Raw genomic sequence first — 21490 nt, 5'->3', positions numbered from 1 at the left:
ATCGTCTGTCGGAAGGTAGAATTTTTTGCATTCTTTCTTATAATCAAATGCCATCTTCGTATGCTCTTTTCAGATTCTCCATCCTCTGACGGATATCAGCTTCAAATTCCGCCTCATCCAATTCCGGATCCTTTGTTGTCCTCCAGATTTCACACGGCAGATCCTCACATCCGGCACAGCTGGTACGGTACTTTTTGTAAACGGCGCACCGGTAAATCGGGCAGGCCTTTCCCTTCGGAGCGTGGAATACTTTTCCGGAAAGCTCATTGCATCCCCGGCAGATGGAGCCATAACAGCTGCACGCATGGCAGTCTGCACCACAACAGGTGATACCCAGAATTTCCCGCTGCCGTTTCCGGCTGAATCCTTCCAGTACCAGGCGGTACGATTCATCCAGCATGTCTTTCATCAGGTCATCCGGCACCTCCCCGTCCGTGCGGATCGAGTTCCAGTTGATTTTGTCAGAATAGTATCCCGGCAGAATGTCTTCGTACTGGCCGCGGAAAATCTCACCCTTCACCGGTTCCAGTTTCAGATTAATATAATAAGGGCGCTTCTCCTGATCCAGACAGATGGCTGCAAACATTTTTCCGCCCACATGGTATCGGATCCAGTTCCAGACCGGCTGATAATCTTTCGTCACGCCCCGCTTTTTTAACAAGTACGCATCCATCCACTCATATCTCATCTTGTCTCCTCCTCTTTTTCCTTGACTATAGCACACAAAACATGACACCTGTCTATCATGTTTCCATTGTATCAAAAAAAGAATCTGTTTTACCGTTTTGCCGGTAAAAAGATTCTTTTTCTGATATATAAGTTTTATTCTTGTTTTGCACCCTCCCACTGAGAGTGCTTTCTTTTCCATTAAAAAATCCAGATATGAAACGGAAGAAATCTTCCTGCTCCCACCGCAACGACCATGTATACGATTACGATCACATACGCGCGGATATCCTGGCTGCTGTAGACAAGCGGCTTCATCTTTGTTCTTCCTTCGCCGCCACGATAGCACCTGGACTCCATTGCCATGGCAAGGTCATTGGCTCTCCGGAACGCCGAGACGAACAGCGGCACGAGAATCGGAATCATGGCCTTGGCCTTCTGGATAATATTTCCGCTATCCAGATCCGCTCCCCTTGCGATCTGGGCTTTCATAATCTTGTCCGTCTCCTCCAGAAGAATCGGAATAAACCGAAGTGCAATGGACATCATCATTGCGATTTCATGTACCGGCACATGCAGATGGTTCAGCGGACGCAAGAGACTTTCGATGGCATCGGTCAGTGCCGTCGGCGTTGTCGTGAACGTCATCAAAGATGCGCCCATGATCAGATAAATCAGACGGATTGCCATGTAAACTGCTGTCCGAAGCCCTTCTTCCGTCACCCGGAACATCCAGATGTGAACCAGAGTTCTGCCACCGGTTGTCAAAAACAGATTGAAGAGAATCGTAATCAGCAGAAGAATGAAGATCGGCTTCAATCCTTTGAGAATATATTTTACCGGAACTTTGGACAATTTGATGCATCCAAAGAGAAAGATCGTGGCAATCAGATAGCCCGGAATGCTCCGGAATAAAAATAGCGAAATCAGATACAACAGTGTACTGACAATCTTTACACGCGGGTCCAGTTTATGAACAGGGCTCTTCGCCGGATAATACTGGCCTATTGTAATATCTCGTATCATTGTTTTAATACCCTTTCTATTTCATCGGCTGCTTCCTCCACAAGGGTGATATCTGTGGAAACCGGGACGCCTGCTTCACGCAGTTCGTGCATAAGATATGTCACTTCCGGTGCGGCAAGTCCCACTTCCTCCAGCCGTTTATAATGTAGGAAAACCTGTTTCGGTGTGTCATCAAAAATCTTTTCTCCGTGATTCATGACAATGATCCGGTCCACATATTTGGCAACGTCCTCCATACTGTGGGAAACCAGAATTACTGTCATATGGGTGGTCTTCTGGAGCAGTGCAATCTGATCCAGAATGTCATCCCGTCCTTTCGGGTCCAGTCCTGCTGTCGGCTCGTCCAGTACCAGCACCTTCGGGCGCATGGCAAGGACACCTGCAATGGCCGCCCTTCTCTTTTGTCCTCCGGAAAGATCGAACGGAGATGCATTGTATAAAGACTCTGGAAAACCAACCATCTCCAGTGCCTCTTTTGCTCTCTTCTTACATTCCTCCTCGGAAAGCCCCTGATTTTTCGGGCCGAAGCAGACATCGCTTAATACATCCGCTTCAAAGAGCTGATGCTCCGGATACTGGAACACCAGTCCCACCTGCTGCCGGAGAGCTTTCATAGAGTAACCCTCTTTATAAATATTTTCACCGTCAAAATACAATTCTCCGCCGGTAGCACGGATCAGACCGTCCAGATGCTGGATCAGTGTAGATTTCCCTGATCCGGTATGTCCGATGATGCCAATAAATTCGCCCTGCCAGATATCCAGATTGACATCCTTCATGGCCTGCTTTTCGTAGGCAGTTCCCGGACTGTAGACATAATTCAGCCCGCGAAGACTTAAAATCGGCTCCCCGTCCGGTCGGGTACGCGCGTGATCTTTGACCACTTCCGGCGGCAGGGAATTCTGAAGAACTCCTCTCTCCTTTGCAAGGACACAAACCTCCTGACAAAGCTTCTGTCTCGTCAGCGTTCCCGCGGAAACCGGAAATCCTTTTTTAATCAGCGCATCCGCCACTGCTGTCGCCTGCGGCACATCCAGGCGGTAATGCTTTAACAGATCCACCTGCGAGAAGATCTGCGTTGGATTTCCCTGCATGACGACTTTCCCTTTATCCATTACATAAATATAGTCGGCATCCGTCACCTCTTCCATATAATGGGTGATCAAAATGACCGTCACCTTCTCCTGCCGCTGCAGATCCCGGACCGTCCGGATCACTTCCTTCCGGCCATTCGGATCCAGCATCGCCGTCGGCTCATCCAGCACAATACACTCCGGCCGCATGGCAACCACACCTGCAATTGCCACCCGCTGCTTCTGTCCGCCGGAAAGCTTGTTCGGCGAACTGTAACGATATTCCAGCATACCTACTTTTTCCAGAGCATCCTCTACTCTTTTCCAGATCTCCTTTGACGGCACCCCCAGATTCTCCGGGCCGAATCCAACATCCTCTTCCACCACCGTGGCAATGATCTGATTGTCCGGATTCTGGAACACCATCCCCGCACTCTGGCGGATGTTCCACAGCTCATCCTCATCTTTGGTATCCCGGCCGCCGACCCACATCGTGCCGCCTCCCGGAATTAAAAGCGCATTGATATGCTTTGCAAACGTGGATTTTCCGGAACCATTGTGTCCCAAAATGGCAATAAACTGCCCCTTTTCAATCTCCAGATCTACCTCATCAATGGCCCGCTGCTTCCCGATGACATTTCCTTCCTCGTCTCGTTTCTCATATTCAAATACAAGCTTGTCGGTTTTTACCATACTCATCTGCAGTCAACCTCTTACTTCTTCATTTTTCACCATATTTCGTATAGTGTACCACATTCCCGGTCATTAGTAAAATGGAAAAAGAGCTGCCGCCAGAACCAGCAACAGCTCACATCTCTCTCTAATCGTGCATTTCGTCTTCCTTTTCTTGCTGAAAACCTCTGCAGCACTCTTCTAGCAGCCGGAAAAAATTCTCTGCATGCCACCCGTCATTTACCGCATGGTGAAACTCTACTGTTACAGGCATTTTCATCCGTCCGTTTTCCTCATGATACTTTCCAATCATCACAAAAGGAATGTAACTGACATTGTCCGTTCCATACTTTGTAAAAGAATTCGGCTTGGCGTACGAAAGACTCGTGTAAACAGTATTCGGCATCGTGGAAATATGCACGTCATCCATCGCCTTTTGCTGATAGGCATACAGGCTGCTGCATTTTTCCGCTTCTTTCTTATCCTTTAAAAACGCCTCATAGAACTTCTGGAAATCCTCCTGGTATCCTGTCCGTTGATGTGTAAAAAGATGATCCGTGTTCTTGCGCATCAAAGTATAATGAGTATTCACATGATCCCATACGCAGACTTGACCGTCCACTTTTGCATACCGGTATCTTTCATCCAAATTGACTGTCTTGGTAATACAATAACAGATAGAAGGATAAAATTTCCATTGATGTTTATGAATCGTCTCCAGGAATTCCGTAATATCAATCTCAACTGTCAGATAAAAAAGATAGCCGTGAAACAATTCATAAATCTCTTTTCGATCCCAGTTTTCATAGTCGATTTTCTTTTTCATCTTCCTGTTCCTTTTAACCTAGATCGTTTCCGGTTCCGGATATTCTTCGCCGAATGTCTCCACCGTAACTTTTTTCATTCTCTGGGTTTCCAGCGGACGGTCACTGTAGTCTGTCGCTGTCTCAGCAATCTTATTGACCACGTCCATTCCCTCTGTCACCTTTCCAAATGCTGCGTAAGCGCCGTCCAGATGCGGAGCCGCTTCATGCATAATAAAAAACTGGCTTCCCGCAGAATCCGGATGCATCGCACGTGCCATGGAAAGCACACCCGGCGTATGCTTCAGATCATTTGTCACACCATTCTGCGCAAACTCACCCTTAATGGAATAACCAGGGCCGCCCATACCTGTACCATTCGGGCATCCTCCCTGAATCATAAATCCACGGATAACTCTGTGGAAAATCAATCCATCATAAAATCCCTTTCCTGCAAGAGACACAAAATTTCGAACTGTATTCGGGGCAATTTCCGGATATAACTCCGCCCTGATGATATCCCCGTTCTCCATCTCAAACGTAACTACTGGATTTGCCATATCATTTCTCTCCTTTATCTTTATTAGGCTAAAACGATTGTAACACACTCCTCTGCGGCAGGCAAGCCGCCACACTCTGACGTCAACCTCTTTTCTGTAATACAATCCGGAAGGTTCGGCCTGCATAATTCCGGCCATTACTTTTCGGACAGCTCATACAAAATCATACCGCCCTTCTCCTCACAGCCCGTATTCCAGATCTCGTGAAAGGAAAAAGCCTTCTTCTCTCCGTAAGTCGCCGTCTGAATCAGAAAATCCTTCTCCGTCTCCTCATATCCTATCACCATAAACCAGTGCCAGATATAATCCTCAAACACCTCCCGGTTTTGATGACGTAAAAGCAGAAACGGCACCGGATACCCTCTATCCATCCGCTCCTTCAAAGCCTCCTTCGCTTTTCCTTCCGGCTCTCCGCCCCACAAAATCTCCATCCGAAGTTTCGGCCTTTCCGGATCCGGATGATCCTCAAGATACCGTGAAAAACCATCCACAAACCACTCCGGATTCTTCACGCCTCCAACCCGCGGCTTGATATACGGCTTCATCATCTGGCTGAACACAACATAGTCATCCTTATTCAGATTTTCAATGTCAAACGGATACCATCCTGTATTTCCAAATCTCTTTCCAAAATAAATACACGTATCACAAGCCGCCGCTGCTGCACAGCCACCAATATGCATCACTACATTCGAAAACCAGTCCTGATTCCCTCCAACAGCACCATCAATCCCAAAATAATCCAGCTCCAACATAGTTACCATCACCCTTTTACGGGGACGTGTTCCGATGCACCGGAACACGTCCCCAAAATACAGTTGTTTTTTAATTATCTGTCAATATAGATTATTGCTTCGTACGGACGTAATATTCCGTCTGTGTTTTCTGTTTTATAGTTATGTATCAGTTTTTCTGTTTTATTCCATTTTTCTATCAGTCTGCAGGGTGCCGGTGTAGCTGTAAAGTTTGCGATGACGCACATTGTTTCTGTTTCAGTTGTGCGTGTGTATGCAAAAATCTGTGAGTCTTCTTCAAGCAGGAGATGGAATTCTCCTTCTGTGAAGATTTCGTTTGCCTTCCGTAATTTTATCAGCTTTTTATAGTAGTTGTAAATAGAATCTGGATCTTTGGTTTCATTTTCTGCATTGATTTCTGTGTAGTTTGGATTGACTTCGATCCATGGGGTTCCTGTGGTAAATCCTGCGTTTGTGCTGTCGTTCCACTGCATTGGTGTCCGTGCGTTATCGCGGCTTTTTGCGTAAATGGATTTCATAATATCTTCTTTTTTGTATCCTGCTTCCAGCCGCTCCTCGTACATATGGAGTGTCTCGATATCGCGGTAATGGGTAATATCCGGGAATCTTACGTTTGTCATTCCCAGTTCTTCTCCCTGATAAATATATGGAGTTCCCTGCATTCCGTGTAGAATGGTTGCAAGCATTTTGGCGGATTCTACGCGGTATTCTTTGTCATTTCCCCATCTGGATACGATTCTTGGAAGGTCATGGTTGTTCCAAAACAGGCTGTTCCAGCCGCTTCCGTGCAGTTCTTTCTGCCATTTTGCAAAGTTTTTCTTCAGTTCCACAAATGGAAGCGGGCTGAGGTCCCATTTTTCTTTTCCTTCTTCCTGATCCAGCATCACGTGCTCAAACTGGAATACCATGGAAAATTCGCTGCCGTCCGGATTGCTGTAACGTTTTGCCCGTTCCGGGTCCGCGCCCCATGTTTCACCGACCGTAATCAGATCTGCCTTCTGGAATGTTTCTTTACTTAACTCCCGCAGAAATTCATGCAGTTTTGGACCGTTTGTCGTGATTTTCTTATCTGGTTCTTTGGCAATCTGATCGATGACATCCAGACGGAATCCTCCAACACCTTTGTCCATCCACCAAAGAATCATATCGTAAATCTCCCGTCTGACCTTTGGATTTTCCCAGTTCAAGTCAGGCTGTTTTACAGAAAACTGATGGAAATAATACTGACCAAGCTCCGGTACCCATTCCCAGGCCGAACCGCCAAAGGATGCCTTCATATCATTCGGGAGCACTCCTTCCTCACCATCACGCCAGACATAGTAGTCGTGGTACGGATTATCCTTGCTTTTCTTCGCCTCCTGAAACCAACGGTGTTCATCGGAAGAATGGTTCAGCACCAGATCCATAATAATTTTGATATTTCTTTTTTTTGCTTCCGCAATCAACTGCTCCATGTCGTCCAGTGTTCCAAACATCGGATCAATATTTTGATAGTCCGAAATGTCGTACCCATTGTCGTCCTGCGGAGACTGACACACCGGCGAAAGCCAGAGTGCGTCCACTCCAAGATCCGCCAGATAATCCAATCTAGAAATAATACCCGGAAGATCACCGATTCCATCCCCGTTACTATCCTGAAAACTCCTTGGATAAATCTGATATACTACCTTATCCTGCCACCACTTTCTTGCCATAACAAAACTCCTCCTTTGACTTTTTTCAGTACCCTGGCATCTCCAAATCGCCGCCTAGAACTGTCACATTTTCTCATACAATATTAAAAACTCGCTCTATTCTGAAATTTTTCATTGGGGACAGGTTCCGTTGCATCGGTACACGTCCCCAACAAAAGGGTTAACTGTATTATACTTGCATTTTTTGTTTTTTTCTTGTATTATTATCTTACTATTTTGTACGATTCTGCTTTTCAGGTCCTATAAGCCCTAAAAAAACCTATAAGTGCTCAACAGGTTGGGAGGTGTATTGGATGTGTGCTGATATGGATCTTCGTGATCGTTCGTTTTTGATGAAGCGTGAGGGTGTGCGGCATGGGGACCGGCTGTTTCCGCTTGAGAAGTATGATGTGGTGTTGTCGGAGGAGTTTCCTCTGGTGCCGGCGCACTGGCATGAGGAGGCGGAGTTTACCTGGATCCGGTCTGGTTCGTGTGTGTATCATATTGATTTGTGTGATTATCCGGTTGGGGAGGGGGATGTGATTTTGCTGCCGCCGCGTGTGCTGCATTCTGCGGGTTCGTTCCCGGAGAGCCGGATGGTTTCGGAGTCCTTTGTGTTTCATATGAATTTTCCGGGTGCGGGTGGTTCGGATCTCTGCAGTATGAAGTATCTTCGTCCGTTTGCAAACCGGGAGGTGCAGTTTCCGTATGTGTTTTCTCCCGGCCATTCTGTGAATCCGCATCTGCGGGATCTGATGTCCCGTCTGAGCAAGTTGTATGAGTCCCAGGAGGAGGGCTATGAGCTTTTGATGAAGTCTTTGTTTCTGGAGTTATTTTACCGGATCTGGCCGTTCCGTCTTCAAAAGACGGCCTCCGTTTCTTCCAGGGAGCAAAGCGAGAAGCTGAAGCTGGTGCTGGACTACATTGATCTCCATCTGGAATCTCCCATTGCTATTTCCACGCTTGCCGAAATCTGCTGTTTCAGTGAATCGCATTTTATGCGGTTTTTTAAGACCCATGTGGGAATGACCTGTACGGAGTACATCAATGCGCTCCGCCTGGAAAGGGCCTGGCAGCTGCTGCAAAGCGGCAGGTATTCTGTCATTGATGCGGCCTTTTCCAGTGGATTTCACAACCTTTCTTATTTTTATCGGGTCTTTAAGAAAAAGTACCATATGACGCCAAAGGAGGCCTTAACCCAAGTGGAATAACGAAACCGGACGCCGGAAGTCTGCCCTTCAAAAGCGATCCTGTCGGATCGAATCGGGCGCCTCCCGGCGTCTTTTGTATCCATCCTGGCTCTTTATTCTTCTGTAATGGTAACGTTTGGCTCCGGTTCTGCGTCCGTCACCTGAATGCGGTACGTCTTCCCATCCTTCTCCCAGATGGTTTCGTACTGTCCATCCCTTCGGATTTCCTCCGTAATATCCCGCTCTTCTTCCCCAAGAACCAGTCCGATAGTCTGCTGATCTTCATGCCGTACCACAGACACGCCAAGTTTCTCTGCTTCTGTCATTTCTCTGCTGGTCCTGGTTCCTTCTTCCATATGGATCACATACTGATCCCCTTTTTTCTCCAGTCCGGCTCCAATCTGAAGGACTTTCCCGTCTGCAAAAAATTCCACCTGAAACTGTCTGGCCGCCGCTGTGCCTACGATCGAGCAGGCAAACATTCCAATGCAGGCCGCCGCAAGAACCACTGCCTTTCTCCGGGCCGGCCTTCTGGCCGCCCGCTTCCTCTGCATCACCTTGTTCACTGCATGTTGATCCGGCCTGAGCCTGGTGCATGCCATTTTATAAATTTCCATTTCTCTGAACCCGTCTGTCTGATTCATAACGTAATCTCTCCTTTCCATCCGCCATTTCCCATGTCTGCTTTAACTTCTTCCTCGCCCTCGCAAGCTGAGTCTGAATGGTGGATTCCTTTTTCCCAAGCATTCCTGCAATCTCTCTGATGGAATATTCTTCGTAATAATAAAGATAAATGACGACTCTGTATTTTCTTGGGAGCAAAAGTACATCCGCCAGAACTCCCTCCTCTGTCGTCAGATCCGCCGGACTTCCGGATACCAATGTGTCCGTTCCCGGATGCAGTTCTTCCAGAAGTGCTTCCCGTTTCCGGAAGGGCTTTGCAAACAGGCGCCTGGATTCCCGGACGGTCACCTGAATCAGCCATCTGCGCAGGTGCTCCACACTTTGAAATTCCGGTGCGAACCGGTACAGCCGAAGAAATACATTCTGCATGACGTCCTCTGCATCGGCATGATTTCTGCAGTCGTGGAGTGCAATCCGGTACACCATCGGGCTGTATGTTGTCACAATTTCGTTATATCGTTCGTTGTCCACTGTCTTCCTCCGCCGAAACATATTTTCTGAAAAGCTTTTTACTTATCATACCTGAAAAAAAGTGGAAAAATCCCACTTTTTCGGATTTTCTTTCGATCGTTCTCCTGCTATAATGGAAAGACAGTGTTTGGGATGGCCGGAAAAGAAAGGAATGATCATGATGAATCAGGATTATCAAGAAGAACTCCTGCATCTGGAAAGCTGTCTTTCCGTGATTCAGGAAAATATCCGGCTGTATGAGGCCAGAGAACAGGCCTCGCGAAAAGAGGTTACAGCGTTGTTTCAGGCTGTCCGCAAGGGGGAGGGGGATTCCTACGGTCAGCTGGTCGCAAGCCAGAATATTCTGGAGCATGTGCAAAATACCCTCCGCAAAAACAGATCGGCGCTGCATCAGCCGTATTTCGGGCGGATTGTCTACGACGATCTGACCTACGAGGCCTCGGAATGCTGCTATATCGGGAAAAACGGCATTTCGAAAAATCAGACCGATGTGATTGTCGTGGACTGGCGGGCTCCGGTGGCCAATGTGTACTATGAAAACAGTCTGGGAAACGGACATTACGCCGTTCCCGGATCCAGCGATGTGGAAATCGATCTCCACCAGAAACGGACCTACGACATTTCCGACGGCACGCTGCACGACTACTACGATGATGATATCGCCGCCAATGACGACCTGCTGGTGAAATATCTTTCTCAGAATAAGGACGCCGTGCTGGGGGATATCATCGCCACCATCCAGAAGGAGCAGAATACCATCATCCGGGATCTGCCCAGCAAAAATATCATCGTCCAGGGTGTGGCCGGCAGCGGAAAAACAACGGTGGCCCTCCACCGGATCTCGTACCTTCTGTACAACTACGAAGATCTCTACAAGCCCTCCGAGTTCTGCATCATCGGAAGCAGCGACATGCTCCTGCACTATATCCGGAGCGGTCTGCCGGAGCTGGATGTCCACCATATCCACGAAATGCGGATGGATGAAATCTTCCCGTATCTGATGGAGAAAGCCTGGAAAAAGCAGTATCAAATCGTTCCGGATTATCCGGAGGCGGAAATCAAGAGCCACCTGCCTTTTATCCGGGCACTGGACCGGTTTCTGGCAGAACTTACCGAGGAAGCACTGAACCTTTCGGATATCACGGATCCGGATCTGGGCGTGGTGCTCTCTCTGGAGAGCATGCTGGAGGCAAGAAGCTATCACCCGGAAGATTCTCTCTATCAGTTCGAGAAACACTTAAATGAACGGATTCTCTCCCGGCTGAAATTTCTCTGCACCGAGCGGTCATCCGATTTTAAGAAAGCCAAACGCCAGGCATTCCGGAAGTATTTTGACTCTTCCGTCCGCAAATGGACGGTTCCGGGACTTTACCTTGCATTTCTCACCGAATTGGAAGAACAGGATTCCTCTCTTGATTTTTCTGCGACAAAAGCCGGTGTTTCAAAAGGGAAAACCGATGTTTACGATGCGGCCGCCTTTGGCCTCATTTACCGCCGGATCTTCCAAAAACAGGATCAGGATGTATTCAGCCAGATCTTTATCGATGAGGCTCAGGATTTCGGTGAAACCGTCTATTATGTCCTCAAGCAGATGCTTCATGACTGTTACTTTACCATTATGGGGGACGTCTCCCAGAACATCCGCTACGAGACCGGCATGAACGACTGGGAACAGCTCAAAGAAGCCATGTTTGATTCTCCAAAGGACAGCTTCTACCTTCTGCTGAAAAGTTACCGGAATACCATAGAAATTTCCCGCTTTGCAGGGCAGGTCCTTCAGCGGGCTTCCCAGGGCGGCTACCAGATCGATCCGGTGATACGCCATGGTCAGCCGGTATCCATTCTGCAGGCAGAGCCTTCCGGACTCTTCTACCAACTGCAGGAGACTCTCCGGCACGTCCGGGAAAAGAAGTTTGAAACCATCGCCGTCATCTGCCGGACGCCGGAAGAGGCCGCAGAGCTGAAATCCGGCCTTGGCATCCCTCTGGAAGAGGACGACAACAGCTTCCACAACGGTGTCATGGTGCTTCCGGTCTCTCTGACCAAAGGTCTGGAGTTTGACTGTGTCATCCTCTGGAAGCCGGACGAAGACCACTATCAGGATCATCCAAAGGACGCAAAGCTCCTCTATGTGGCCATCACCCGTGCCCTCCACGAACTCTATCTTCTGACGGACCGGCCGCTTACTCCTCTCCTTTTGACTTCCACAGGCAGCGAAAGTGTGCTAAAATAAGGCCGTACAAAGGGAAACAGGACTCAGGGAGGGATACCTATGATCATCGAAGGAAATCCAAAACAAAAAGAAGCAATGGAAGCCTTTCACCGTGGCGACCGCGCCGAAGGACTGCGGCTTCAGGAGGAGTTTGCCTCCGCATTCCGGGAAGAATATAAGGACAAGGATCACTGCCCTTGCCAGAAAGCCTGCCGCTACCACGGCAACTGCAAGGAATGTGTAGCCATCCACCGGGCTCATCAGGAACATGTACCGAATTGCATGCGCCCGCTCCTAAATAAGAAAATCCGGGCACTTTCCGAGCTCACCGAGCACACGATCGCTCTGGAAATTGAGCCGCCAAAAGAAGTGCTGAGGAAAGAAATTCAGAAATAAAAACAGCCCCATGCTGCAGCTTTGTTATAGTTGCAGTATGGGGTATCTTTTCTGATTCTTTAATAGACGTCCGAAACAGACTTGATAAGCTCTCTTTGTCACCGGACTCCATGACAGCAGATCAATTCTCCAACTGGAGCCTTCAAAATCCCGGCGATTCTCTCACATTTTACCATCATCAAATGGTAAATGTTCTTGTCCGTGCATTCACTGAGACTTTCAAAATTGCCCTGACCTTTGCTGATAATAACATCCGCCTTTTCAAACACATTCCGAAATTGCAAAGAAGTATCTGACAGTACCGTACCAAGGGCTCCGCTTCCGTTCTCGATCACCTCTGCCACTCTTTCCATTCCTGTCATGCGGGCATCCAGAATCGTCACATCATTGACAATCGGTTCCCCTCTGACTCCATATGTAACGGAAAGATCTGGATACTGCTTCCGGATTTCTTCTATAAACAGTTTATCCAACACAATTTCTCCGCAGTTATCCCCTATATACAACACACTTTTTGCATCTTTCAAATCTTCAAAGAGCTGCCCGCTGTCATCCACCGCCAGCATTCCATTCATCCGATGGTATACTTCTTCCATCACAAAACGGACTTCTCTGCTCCCTGCAAAATCAATCTGATTTCCAGCGGCTGCCAGACGCAGGGCACCACAAAGCGGGTCTTCTGAGCGCTTCACCGACAAGCGAAGTTCTTCCTCCTCATCCATATCCAGCAGACGGATCACACGATACACCTGATTTAAATTACAGAGCATACACGCATGATGCATTAACATATACTTTCCTCTCCCATTTCTTCTGCAATGAATTCGTCCGCATCCAGCAGGTTGATATGGCAGTAGCCGGCCGGATTCTTATCCAGGTAATCCTGATGGTATTCTTCTGCATCATAAAAGCAGGCAAGGGGCATGCATTCTGTCACAACCGGATTTGCATACTTCTGCTTCTCCTTCTCGATTGCCGCCTCAATCACGGGCCGGTCCTCTACATCCACATAATAGATGCCGTTCCGGTACTGTTCCCCAACGTCACCGCCCTGCCGGTTGAGCTCCGTCGGATCCACAACCTTGAAAAAGGCTTTTAATAACAGTTCCAGGGAAATCTGTTCCGGATCATACACGACCTTCACCGTCTCCGCGTGCCCTGTCGTATTGCTGCAGACCTCCTGATACGTCGGATTCTCCGTTCTGCCATTGGCATATCCGGCCGTCGTCTCTGCAACACCCGGCAGCTTTTTCATAAATGCTTCCATTCCCCAGAAGCACCCTCCAGCAAAATAGATTGTTTTCATATTTATGTCCTCCTTATGCAAATTGTTCTCTTCCTGATGCTTTTTCCAGGAGCGCGGATAAGGTGTATTCGGACTCCCCATCAAAACCACATCCGGTATAAAAAACTCTTCGTTCTGTTCCTGATCCGTCCAAACCAATTTTAAAGAAGTTTTTGGAATTCCTCCACCGTCATTCCACATTCCACGGCCGCCTGTTCCACGGTCAGCACCTGCTTCTGATACAAATCAATTAATGTCTGTTGAATTCCCTGTTGAATTCCCTCCTGGATTCCCTGGCGCATTCCTTTTTCGTGTCCCTCCTTGAGTGCGCGCTCTGCTGCACGCTCTGCCGCATGTTTGAAATGCTCATAGTCGCGGATCGCCCGTTCCCTCGCTTCATATTCGCGCCTTTTTTCTTCATCCTGGCTCATTTCCAACAGGTCTTCGTATGCCTCTTCCAAATATGGATTTTCTTTTGCCAATTCTTCCATCTCCTTTTTGTCCGGCCCCCGGAAGAATTTCATCCATGCTACAATCCCGTCCGGATCCTGATAACCTTCCGGTATCTTGGGCAGTTCCAGAATCTGAATCTCCATCTTATCGCTGTACAGCTTCATGGTCTTGTTATCCCGAAAATTGATCACGTGGTAACTGATGTCATCATCATGGAAATATGTGAAATTCAGGATTCCGACCTGGATGCACTTCTGAAGTTTCTCATACCCTTCTCCTTTTTTCAGCTGATCGGCAAACATCTTGCACAGATAAAACATCTGCCGCTCGTCCCAGTAATCCACATAGGCAACCTGCATCTCCATGTCGATCTGAATTCCGTTCCGTAAAAGGACGTGTACATCCAGGATGCCCTGTTTTTCCTCTTCGGACCGCCGGGAAAGCTCATTTTTCAGCAGAATCGTCTCGCCGATTTCTTCGGGTGGGACTTTCAGCAGCACTGCAATAAATCCCTGTCTCGTCTTTGGATTGCGCATCAGCTCTTTGAAACACCAGTCCACATAGGGTTTCATGATAAATTCTTCCTGGCCGTTTGTGATTTTTTGATTGGTTTCATTTGTTCTCATAGACAGTCTCCTTTCTGAGATGGCTTTTGCATCTGCCTGATAAGGAACTGTTCTTCTTTCTACAGTGTACCATAATCCGTGAAAGCCGAAAAGGTCTGTTCTTTTCTGACAGATGTCTCTGCCGTATTCAGTTTGATTGATTGGATAATCCGGCGAACGCCGTTGAATGAGAAAAGCAGAATGCTTTTCAGATAGTGTTATCTTATCACAGTGACCTGGATAACTCCATAAAAAATCTGAGAATTCTTTCTAAACTTTTTAAAATATTCTACGTGTTCATGTATGAAAAAGACGGAACGGGCTGTCCCTTGTTCCGTCTTTTCAATAGACCTATGGCGTTTCTTTTCTGGCAGCTTTCCTTCCCTGCCGGATCTCCTCCATGAAATCGGTCATCTCTTCGGAGAGCTGGTCGAAGAGATAGGTTTTCCCTTTTGTGTCCTGGTGGTCCAGATACGTTTCCCTGATCTCGATACTGGCCTGTTCGATTTCTTCCTTCAGTCCTTTTGCAGAAAGCCTTCTTGCGCCCTGTCCCATGATGATGATCTGCTCCAGTCCGTCCGATGTGGCGACAGTCACCTGGTGGGTACGGCCGATTTTATGTACCGTCTTTTCGATATACTGATCCGCTGTCTCAGCTTCTTTTGTGTAGACGACATAGATATTGTGGTACTTCTGTACCTCACCCGGATGTCCTTCCACTTTGTAGGCGTCAAATACAAGGATCAGGGTCTGCTTTTTGAAACCCTGATAATTGCTCAGGATATCCATCAGTTTATCTCTTGCCGCCTGGATATTGATTTTGGACAGCTCTTTTAATTCCTCCCACGCAAAGATAATGTTATAGCCGTCTACAAGGAGGTATTCTTCCTCCTCCTTCTTTTTCGCGTAGACGGTCTTCGGCGCCCTGGAAAGGGTTTTGTTTTTTTGTTTCTGGTATCCGTATTTTCGTTCCTGGCCGGACCCGTAGGTACGGTTAAAGATCTCTTCCAGTTCTTTCTCGTCTCCCCAGCCGTAACTGGAGGTCAGGGTATAGGAACGGGGTGCGGCCGCTTCTTCCCAGGGTTTTTCTTCTTTCAGGCAGCTTTCCAGATGCATATAATTTTCTACCTGATCCCACTCCACATAAAATCCGGCACCATGGGCACAGAATACGGATCCCGCCGGGTTGTCCGCATCCAGCTGCGGCCGGTATCCTGCCGCCTCGATGATTCCCTCCGCATTGTGGCATGGCTCGTACCCTTTCAGAGTGCAGGACATCCTTCCAAGCCCTTTCGTATAGGCAATGACTTCCATCTGGTATCCCTGAAGCTCCGATACGGGAACGCTGCCGCGCAGGACGGCGTGGTCCATCTCCTGCTCCGGAGGCGCAAAGGAGCCGCCCATCTTCTGGATGTCCGTCATAGCTCGCCCGATGGATTCCTGCGGGACTTCCAGAATAAAGTCGTAGACCGGTTCCAGCAGGATACTTTCCGCCTTCATCAGTCCCTGCCGGACAGCGCGGTACGTCGCCTGCCGGAAGTCTCCGCCTTCTGTATGTTTCTGGTGGGCTCTTCCGGATGCCAGGGTGATTTTCAGATCGGTGATTTCCGATCCGGTCAGAACTCCTGGATGCTTCCGCTCTGCCAGATGGGTCAGGATCAGACGCTGCCAGTTCTTATCCAGCACATCGTCGCTGCACTGATTGTCGAGAACGAGTCCGCTGCCCCGCTCACCCGGTTCCAGAATCAGATGGACTTCCGCATAGTGGCGGAGGGGCTCAAAGTGGCCCACCCCTTCTACTTTCTTCGTAATGGTTTCCTTGTATACAATGCTTCCGGAGCCAAATTCGGCACGGACGCCGAACCGCTCTTCAATCATGCTTTTCAGGATTTCGATCTGAACCTCGCCCATCACCTGGACATGGATCTCTTCGGCCTGCTCATTCCATACGATGTGCAGTTCCGGTACTTCCTCCTCCAGCTGCCGGAGTTTCAGAAGCATCAGGTGAACGTCCTCCCCGTCCGGGAAAAGGATCTGATAGGAGAGCACCGGCTCCAGCATCGGCACCTGGGCGTCCTCCTCCATTCCAAGTCCTTCCCCGGACCAGCTGGAATCCAGTCCCGCCACGGCGCAGACCATCCCGGCGGAAGCCTCCTCCACCGCCTGATAGGAGGCACCGGAGTAAATCCGGATCTGATGAACCTTTTCCTCCCAGGTCTCTTCCGGGTCCTGCTGTTTTCTGCCCCTTAAAATGTCCTTGACTTTCAGTGTCCCGCCGGTGATTTTCAGATAGGTCAGGCGGGTCCCGGACGGATCTCTTGCAATCTTGTAGACCTTTGCCCCGAAGACATCCGGATAGGATGGTGCGGTTGTAAAGGTGTCAAATACCTGAAGGAATTCCTCCACTCCCTGCATCTTCAATGCAGATCCAAAGCAGCACGGGAACAGCTTTCTCTCCCGGATCAGAGTCCTTACCGCCTCATCCTCGATCTCTCCGGTCTCCAGATAATATTCCAGAAGAGATTCTTCGCACACTGCGATATTTTCCAACAGTTCCTCCCGGCTCTGGTCTTTGCCAAAGTCCACACACCGCTCGTCCAGCTCTTTCTTTAGTTCCTGCAGAAGGGCCGTCCGGTCCGTCCCCGGCTGGTCCATCTTGTTTACAAAAAGAAAAACCGGAATCTCATACCGGTCCAGCAGGGTCCAGAGGGTGCGCACCTGTCCCTGGACGCCGTCCGCCCCGCTGATCACCAGCACCGCATAATCCAGTACCTGAAGGGTTCGTTCCATCTCCGCGGAAAAATCTGCGTGGCCCGGCGTATCCAGGAGCGTCACCTGCCTGTCCCCGATCACGGTCTGTGCCTGTTTGGAAAAAATCGTAATGCCGCGGTCCTTTTCCAGCTCGTAGGTATCGAGAAACGCATCTTTATGATCGACTCTTCCAAGCGTCCGGATTTGTCCGCTCTGATATAAAATACTCTCGGCCAGCGTCGTCTTTCCCGAATCCACGTGGGCGACCAGACCGAGACAAATCTGTTTGTCTTTATTTCCAGACGTATCTTCCATATGAAAATACCCCTTTCTGTTCGATAGTACAGATACTATCATAACACAGAAAGGGGACGTCTATAAAGGGAATTCTCCCGCTTTTTCACCTCCGAATCCTTTTTCTTTTTCCCTCAGTATGATATACTGGGTATATGTCACCCGTTTTCCAGGGGAATGGAAGCGGCTGTGCGCAGAGAATCCTTCAGACAGGATTCTTTTTTGTGGAATGAAATACCTTACTTCGATTAGGTACAAAAGATATGAGGAGGTTTTTGAAATGGAAGAAAATGAAAAGATTGTGCTGTTTGAAAAGGCATCAATCCCCTCGGCAGTTGCCAAGCTGTCGGTTCCCATGATTTTCAGTTCTCTTGTCATGGTGCTTTACAACATGGCGGACACCTATTTCGTGGGAATGCTCAACAATCCGGTGGAAAATGCCGCAGTTTCCCTTGCCGCTCCGGTGTTGCTTGCGTTTAATGCCATCAACAACCTGTTTGGCGTTGGAACATCCAGCATGATGAGCCGGGCGCTTGGACGAAAGGACTATGAAGTGGTATCGGAAAGTTCAGCTTTTGGATTTTACTGCTCTTTGATCTGCGGAGTGCTATTCGGTCTGCTGTGCGGACTGTTTCACGGACCTTTACTGACCCTGATCGGGGCGGATGAGACGACACGTGCCGCCACTCAGGGATATATGTTCTGGACAGTTTATCTTGGAGCAGCCCCTTCCATTTTGAATGTCGTCATGGCCTATCTGGTCCGCTCGGAAGGTGCGGCCCTTCATGCCAGCATCGGGACGATGAGCGGATGTATCCTGAATATGATTCTGGACCCGATTTTCATTCTTCCGTGGGGCTTCCACATGGGTGCGGCAGGCGCCGGACTTGCCACCTGTATTTCCAACTGTGTGGCCTGCCTGTATTTTTTCGTTCTTCTTTATGTAAAACGGGGAAATACCTTTGTCTGCATCAATCCAAAGAAATTCCGGATCAAGCGCCAGATCATCAGGGAGGTCTGCGGTGTCGGCATCCCGGCTTCCATCCAGAACCTGCTCAATGTGACCGGAATGACGGTACTGAACAATTTTACATCCGCCTACGGGGCGGACGCCGTGGCCGCCATGGGAATCGCCTACAAGATCTACATGGTTCCGATGCAGGTGGCAATGGGATTCTCCCAGGGAATCATGCCGCTTGTAAGCTATAACTTTGCTTCCGGCAACCGGAGAAGGATGAAAGATACCATTCTCTTTGCCTTGAAGCTGATCGTCCCGGTCCTTGCAGTAGTGACGGTTCTTTATTATATCAATGCCGGACGGCTCATCAGCCTGTTTATGAACAATGAAGCGATCATCGCATACGGAACCCGGTTCCTCCATGGATTCGGACTTGGCATCTGCTTTATCAGCGTGGACTTCCTGGCAGTGGGTGTCTTCCAGGCACTGGGATTCGGAAGATATGCTCTTCTGTTTGCGGTCATGCGGAAGCTGATCCTGGAGATTCCGGCACTTCTGATCCTGAATATGATTTTCCCGCTCTACGGACTGGCTTACGCGCAGTGTACAGCGGAATTTATTCTCTGCATCTGTGCAATCCTGATGCTCCGGCACATTTTCCGGACCTATCATAATACAAACGAATACGATTCTTCCCGATAAACAAACGAGGAAACCGGTACATCCGGCTTCCTCGTTTTTCTTTTCTTATACTTCTTCCGCACTGTTTAAATGCATCTCCAGCTTACACTGTTTCCTCACAAAATAGAAACAGACTGCCTGCATGATGATAGTCAGAATCCAGGATGCCGGATAGGAAATGAACAGAAAGTACAGAGATCTGTGGTGCGGGAAGAACAGGTAAATCCAGACGATTCGTGTTCCCACCGTTCCGATGACGGATAAGATCATCGGCACCGCGGAGTGTCCCATTCCCCGCAGGGCTCCCGGGAACAGGTCCATGATGCCGCAGAGAAAATAAGGTACCGTTGTGATGGACAGTACTTCCAGGCCGCACTGAATGACTTCCGGCTCTGCCGTATAGATCTGAAGAAGCTGTCCTCCGAAAACGTAGGCCCCGATTCCCATGAGCGCGGATACGCTGACTGTCAAAATGATGCAGTCCAGAAGAACCCTGTCCATCCGTTTTTGCTTACCGACACTGTAGTTCTGGCTTGTAAAGCTCATGCATGCCTGGGTTACTGCATTGACTGCGGAATACAAAAATCCGATGATGTTGTTTGCCGCCGTGTACCCTGCCATGGCAGTGGATCCGAATGAATTGACCGAGGACTGCAACAGGGCGTTGGAAAAGTTGATGACGGTACTCTGGATTCCGGCAGGAATTCCCACCTGAAGGATCCGCACAAGATGCTCCTTTTTCACCGTCAGTCTGGAAAACCGCAGTTGGTAGCTTCCGTCGGACTGATGCAGGCACCGGATAACCAGAATACAGGAAATCATCTGGGAAGCCACCGTACCGATGGCAACGCCTGCCACATCCAGCGGGATTACGATAACCAGCAGAAGATCCAGCACCACATTGGTCAGCCCGGCCGCAATCAGAAAATACAGCGGTCTTCTTGTGTCTCCCACAGCCCGGAGGATGGAGGCGCCGTAGTTGTAAAGCATAAAAAACGGCATGCCCATGAAGTAAATCTTCATATACAGTACCGACTGGTCAATGACGTCGTCCGGCGTTCCCATCAGGGAAAGCGCAAGTCTGGACGCTGCCACTCCTACAAATGCCATAACGATTCCGCTGATCAGGGCCAGAGTAATAGCTGTGTGTACTGCTTCTGACATTTCCCGGTCTTTCCCGGCCGCATAATAACGGGCTGCAAGTACGTTGGCGCCCAGCGAAATTCCAATAAACAGGTTCGTGAAAATATTAATCAGTGCGGATGTGGAGCCTACTGCCGCCAGAGCCTGGCTTCCGCTGAATCTTCCCACTACAATGATATCTACTGCATTAAACATAAGCTGCAGAATGCTGGTCAGCATCAGCGGAAAGGCAAAAGTCACCAGCTTGTCCATAATGGAGCCATTGCACATGTCAATTTCATACTTGTTTTTCTTCAAAGTCCGTTCCCCCTTTTTGATGATGTCTCATTCCATAATACTGCCGCGGTCTTTTGACCGCGGCTTCCCTGATTTATTTCTTGTTTTTCTGATACAGAATCGACAGCCCCTTCAAGAGCAGATCGTCATCCAGAATGACCTCTCTTCTGCAGTGGGGCACGATCTTTTTTGCAAGTCCGCCTGTAGCAATGACTGTCACATCGGAGCCAAGCTCTTCTTTCATCCGGTCGATGATTCCGTCGATGGCCGCTGCACTGCTGTAGATAATCCCGCTCTTCATGCATTCGATCGTATTTTTCCCGATCAGATGCTCCGGCGCTTCCAGACTGATGCCGGACAGCTGTGCCGCCCTTGCCGTCAGGGAATCCAGTGATACCCCCACGCCCGGATAAATCATGCCGCCCTGATAGCAGCGGTTCTCATCGATGACGCTGACCGTTGTTGCCGTCCCCATGTCAAAGATCAGCATCGGAGGTTTATATTCCTGAAGACCGGCCACCGCGTCCACAACCAGATCGCCCCCAAGAGACGCCGGATTGTCCATCCGGATATTCAGTCCGGTCCTGATGCCGGCTCCCACAATCATAATCTCCTTCTTCAGGATCTTCTCGGCCGCAAGCCGGAAGGACTTTGTAATCTGAGGAACCACGGATGAAATGATTCCGCCTTCCAGCTCGTGCGGATTGATATGGTAGATGTCCAGGACATTTTTAATATCAATCGCATATTCCAGTTCCGTCTTCGTCCGGACGGTGGAGAGCCGCTCGATAAAGCTGCAGCGGTTTCCCTCCATACATCCGATGACGATATTTGTATTTCCTATATCAATCGCTAAAATCATA

19 protein-coding genes and 1 pseudogene are annotated in these 21490 nt (G+C 49.0%); 4 read left to right on the top strand and 16 right to left on the bottom strand.

The genetic code is table 11. The features are described 5' to 3' along the window. Nucleotides 1-43: 43 nt before the first annotated feature. From H6A32_RS16825 to H6A32_RS03580, 8 genes and pseudogenes are all read right to left on the bottom strand, one after another. Nucleotides 44-688, bottom strand: coding sequence for an MmcQ/YjbR family DNA-binding protein (locus tag H6A32_RS16825; protein WP_204863783.1), 645 nt, complete (start codon nucleotides 686-688; stop codon nucleotides 44-46). Nucleotides 689-867: 179 nt separating this feature from the next. After that, nucleotides 868-1692: an energy-coupling factor transporter transmembrane component T family protein gene (locus tag H6A32_RS03605; RefSeq protein WP_087168549.1), complete on the bottom strand. Its 825-nt coding sequence runs from the start codon at nucleotides 1690-1692 to the stop codon at nucleotides 868-870. Beyond that, on the bottom strand, nucleotides 1689-2576 hold the full coding sequence (locus H6A32_RS16820) for an energy-coupling factor transporter ATPase (RefSeq protein WP_346342236.1): 888 nt from the start codon (nucleotides 2574-2576) through the stop codon (nucleotides 1689-1691). The genes H6A32_RS03605 and H6A32_RS16820 overlap by 4 nt, the downstream gene beginning before the upstream one ends. A 39-nt stretch (nucleotides 2577-2615) precedes the next feature. Then, nucleotides 2616-3464: pseudogene (locus H6A32_RS16815) on the bottom strand (energy-coupling factor transporter ATPase); the annotation flags it as partial. Nucleotides 3465-3585: 121 nt separating this feature from the next. Continuing rightward, the gene (locus tag H6A32_RS03595; protein ID WP_087168551.1) at nucleotides 3586-4263 is read right to left on the bottom strand and encodes a CatA-like O-acetyltransferase; all 678 of its coding nucleotides are present in this window, start codon (nucleotides 4261-4263) and stop codon (nucleotides 3586-3588) included. A gap of 18 nt (nucleotides 4264-4281) precedes the next feature. Then, nucleotides 4282-4800: a peptidylprolyl isomerase gene (locus H6A32_RS03590; protein ID WP_204863781.1), complete on the bottom strand. Its 519-nt coding sequence runs from the start codon at nucleotides 4798-4800 to the stop codon at nucleotides 4282-4284. 137 nt (nucleotides 4801-4937) lie between these two features. After that, nucleotides 4938-5564 carry a hypothetical protein gene (locus tag H6A32_RS03585; protein WP_343215482.1) on the bottom strand — a complete coding sequence of 209 codons (627 nt, stop codon included), beginning with the start codon at nucleotides 5562-5564 and terminating at the stop codon, nucleotides 4938-4940. A gap of 65 nt (nucleotides 5565-5629) precedes the next feature. Continuing rightward, complete coding sequence (locus H6A32_RS03580; protein WP_204863780.1) at nucleotides 5630-7249, bottom strand: glycoside hydrolase family 13 protein; 1620 nt, start codon at nucleotides 7247-7249, stop codon at nucleotides 5630-5632. A 293-nt stretch (nucleotides 7250-7542) separates the two neighbouring features. Here H6A32_RS03580 and H6A32_RS03575 point away from each other — a divergent pair, with 293 nt between their 5' ends. Continuing rightward, entirely contained in the window at nucleotides 7543-8439 is an 897-nt protein-coding gene (locus H6A32_RS03575; protein WP_204863779.1) for a helix-turn-helix transcriptional regulator, read from the top strand. 92 nt (nucleotides 8440-8531) lie between these two features. Here the strand turns inward: H6A32_RS03575 and H6A32_RS03570 are convergent, their stop codons facing one another. Together H6A32_RS03570 and H6A32_RS03565 are read right to left on the bottom strand one after the other, a co-directional pair. Further along, nucleotides 8532-9062, bottom strand: coding sequence for a hypothetical protein (locus tag H6A32_RS03570; RefSeq protein WP_087167237.1), 531 nt, complete (start codon nucleotides 9060-9062; stop codon nucleotides 8532-8534). Next, nucleotides 9022-9573 carry an RNA polymerase sigma factor gene (locus H6A32_RS03565; RefSeq protein ID WP_281844496.1) on the bottom strand — a complete coding sequence of 184 codons (552 nt, stop codon included), beginning with the start codon at nucleotides 9571-9573 and terminating at the stop codon, nucleotides 9022-9024. Before H6A32_RS03565 ends, H6A32_RS03570 begins: the two co-directional genes overlap by 41 nt. Before the next feature lie 157 nt (nucleotides 9574-9730). Here H6A32_RS03565 and H6A32_RS03560 point away from each other — a divergent pair, with 157 nt between their 5' ends. Both H6A32_RS03560 and H6A32_RS03555 read left to right on the top strand, forming a co-directional pair. Next, nucleotides 9731-11806 carry a HelD family protein gene (locus tag H6A32_RS03560; RefSeq protein ID WP_204863778.1) on the top strand — a complete coding sequence of 692 codons (2076 nt, stop codon included), beginning with the start codon at nucleotides 9731-9733 and terminating at the stop codon, nucleotides 11804-11806. Nucleotides 11807-11845: 39 nt separating this feature from the next. Further along, entirely contained in the window at nucleotides 11846-12181 is a 336-nt protein-coding gene (locus H6A32_RS03555) for an LPS biosynthesis protein (protein ID WP_204863777.1), read from the top strand. Between the two features lie 98 nt (nucleotides 12182-12279). Here H6A32_RS03555 and H6A32_RS03550 read toward each other — a convergent pair whose 3' ends face one another. The 4 genes from H6A32_RS03550 to H6A32_RS03535 all read right to left on the bottom strand — a co-directional run bounded on the left by H6A32_RS03550 (nucleotide 12280) and on the right by H6A32_RS03535 (nucleotide 17590). Further along, nucleotides 12280-12972 (bottom strand): damage-control phosphatase ARMT1 family protein, encoded by a 693-nt coding sequence (locus H6A32_RS03550; RefSeq protein WP_204863776.1) that lies wholly within the window; start codon nucleotides 12970-12972, stop codon nucleotides 12280-12282. After that, nucleotides 12966-13487: a peptide-methionine (S)-S-oxide reductase MsrA gene (gene msrA, locus H6A32_RS03545; RefSeq protein ID WP_204229577.1), complete on the bottom strand. Its 522-nt coding sequence runs from the start codon at nucleotides 13485-13487 to the stop codon at nucleotides 12966-12968. The genes H6A32_RS03550 and msrA overlap by 7 nt, the downstream gene beginning before the upstream one ends. A gap of 140 nt (nucleotides 13488-13627) precedes the next feature. After that, a complete protein-coding gene (locus H6A32_RS03540) occupies nucleotides 13628-14545 on the bottom strand; it encodes an Rpn family recombination-promoting nuclease/putative transposase (protein ID WP_204863775.1) in 918 nt (305 codons plus the stop codon). Nucleotides 14546-14875: 330 nt separating this feature from the next. Beyond that, the gene (locus H6A32_RS03535) at nucleotides 14876-17590 is read right to left on the bottom strand and encodes a translation factor GTPase family protein (protein WP_204863774.1); all 2715 of its coding nucleotides are present in this window, start codon (nucleotides 17588-17590) and stop codon (nucleotides 14876-14878) included. 259 nt (nucleotides 17591-17849) lie between these two features. Here H6A32_RS03535 and H6A32_RS03530 point away from each other — a divergent pair, with 259 nt between their 5' ends. Then, nucleotides 17850-19229 (top strand): MATE family efflux transporter, encoded by a 1380-nt coding sequence (locus H6A32_RS03530; protein WP_118635461.1) that lies wholly within the window; start codon nucleotides 17850-17852, stop codon nucleotides 19227-19229. 45 nt (nucleotides 19230-19274) lie between these two features. Here the strand turns inward: H6A32_RS03530 and H6A32_RS03525 are convergent, their stop codons facing one another. Beyond that, the gene (locus H6A32_RS03525; protein ID WP_330616824.1) at nucleotides 19275-20648 is read right to left on the bottom strand and encodes an MATE family efflux transporter; all 1374 of its coding nucleotides are present in this window, start codon (nucleotides 20646-20648) and stop codon (nucleotides 19275-19277) included. Nucleotides 20649-20721: 73 nt separating this feature from the next. After that, nucleotides 20722-21489 carry a type III pantothenate kinase gene (locus tag H6A32_RS03520; protein WP_087167229.1) on the bottom strand — a complete coding sequence of 256 codons (768 nt, stop codon included), beginning with the start codon at nucleotides 21487-21489 and terminating at the stop codon, nucleotides 20722-20724. Between the last annotated feature and the right edge of the window lies 1 nt (nucleotide 21490).

It is taken from the genome of Drancourtella massiliensis (genome assembly GCF_016900655.1).
GTDB lineage: Bacteria > Bacillota > Clostridia > Lachnospirales > Lachnospiraceae > Sellimonas > Sellimonas catena.
This window is presented reverse-complemented; position numbering and strand designations above follow the sequence as displayed.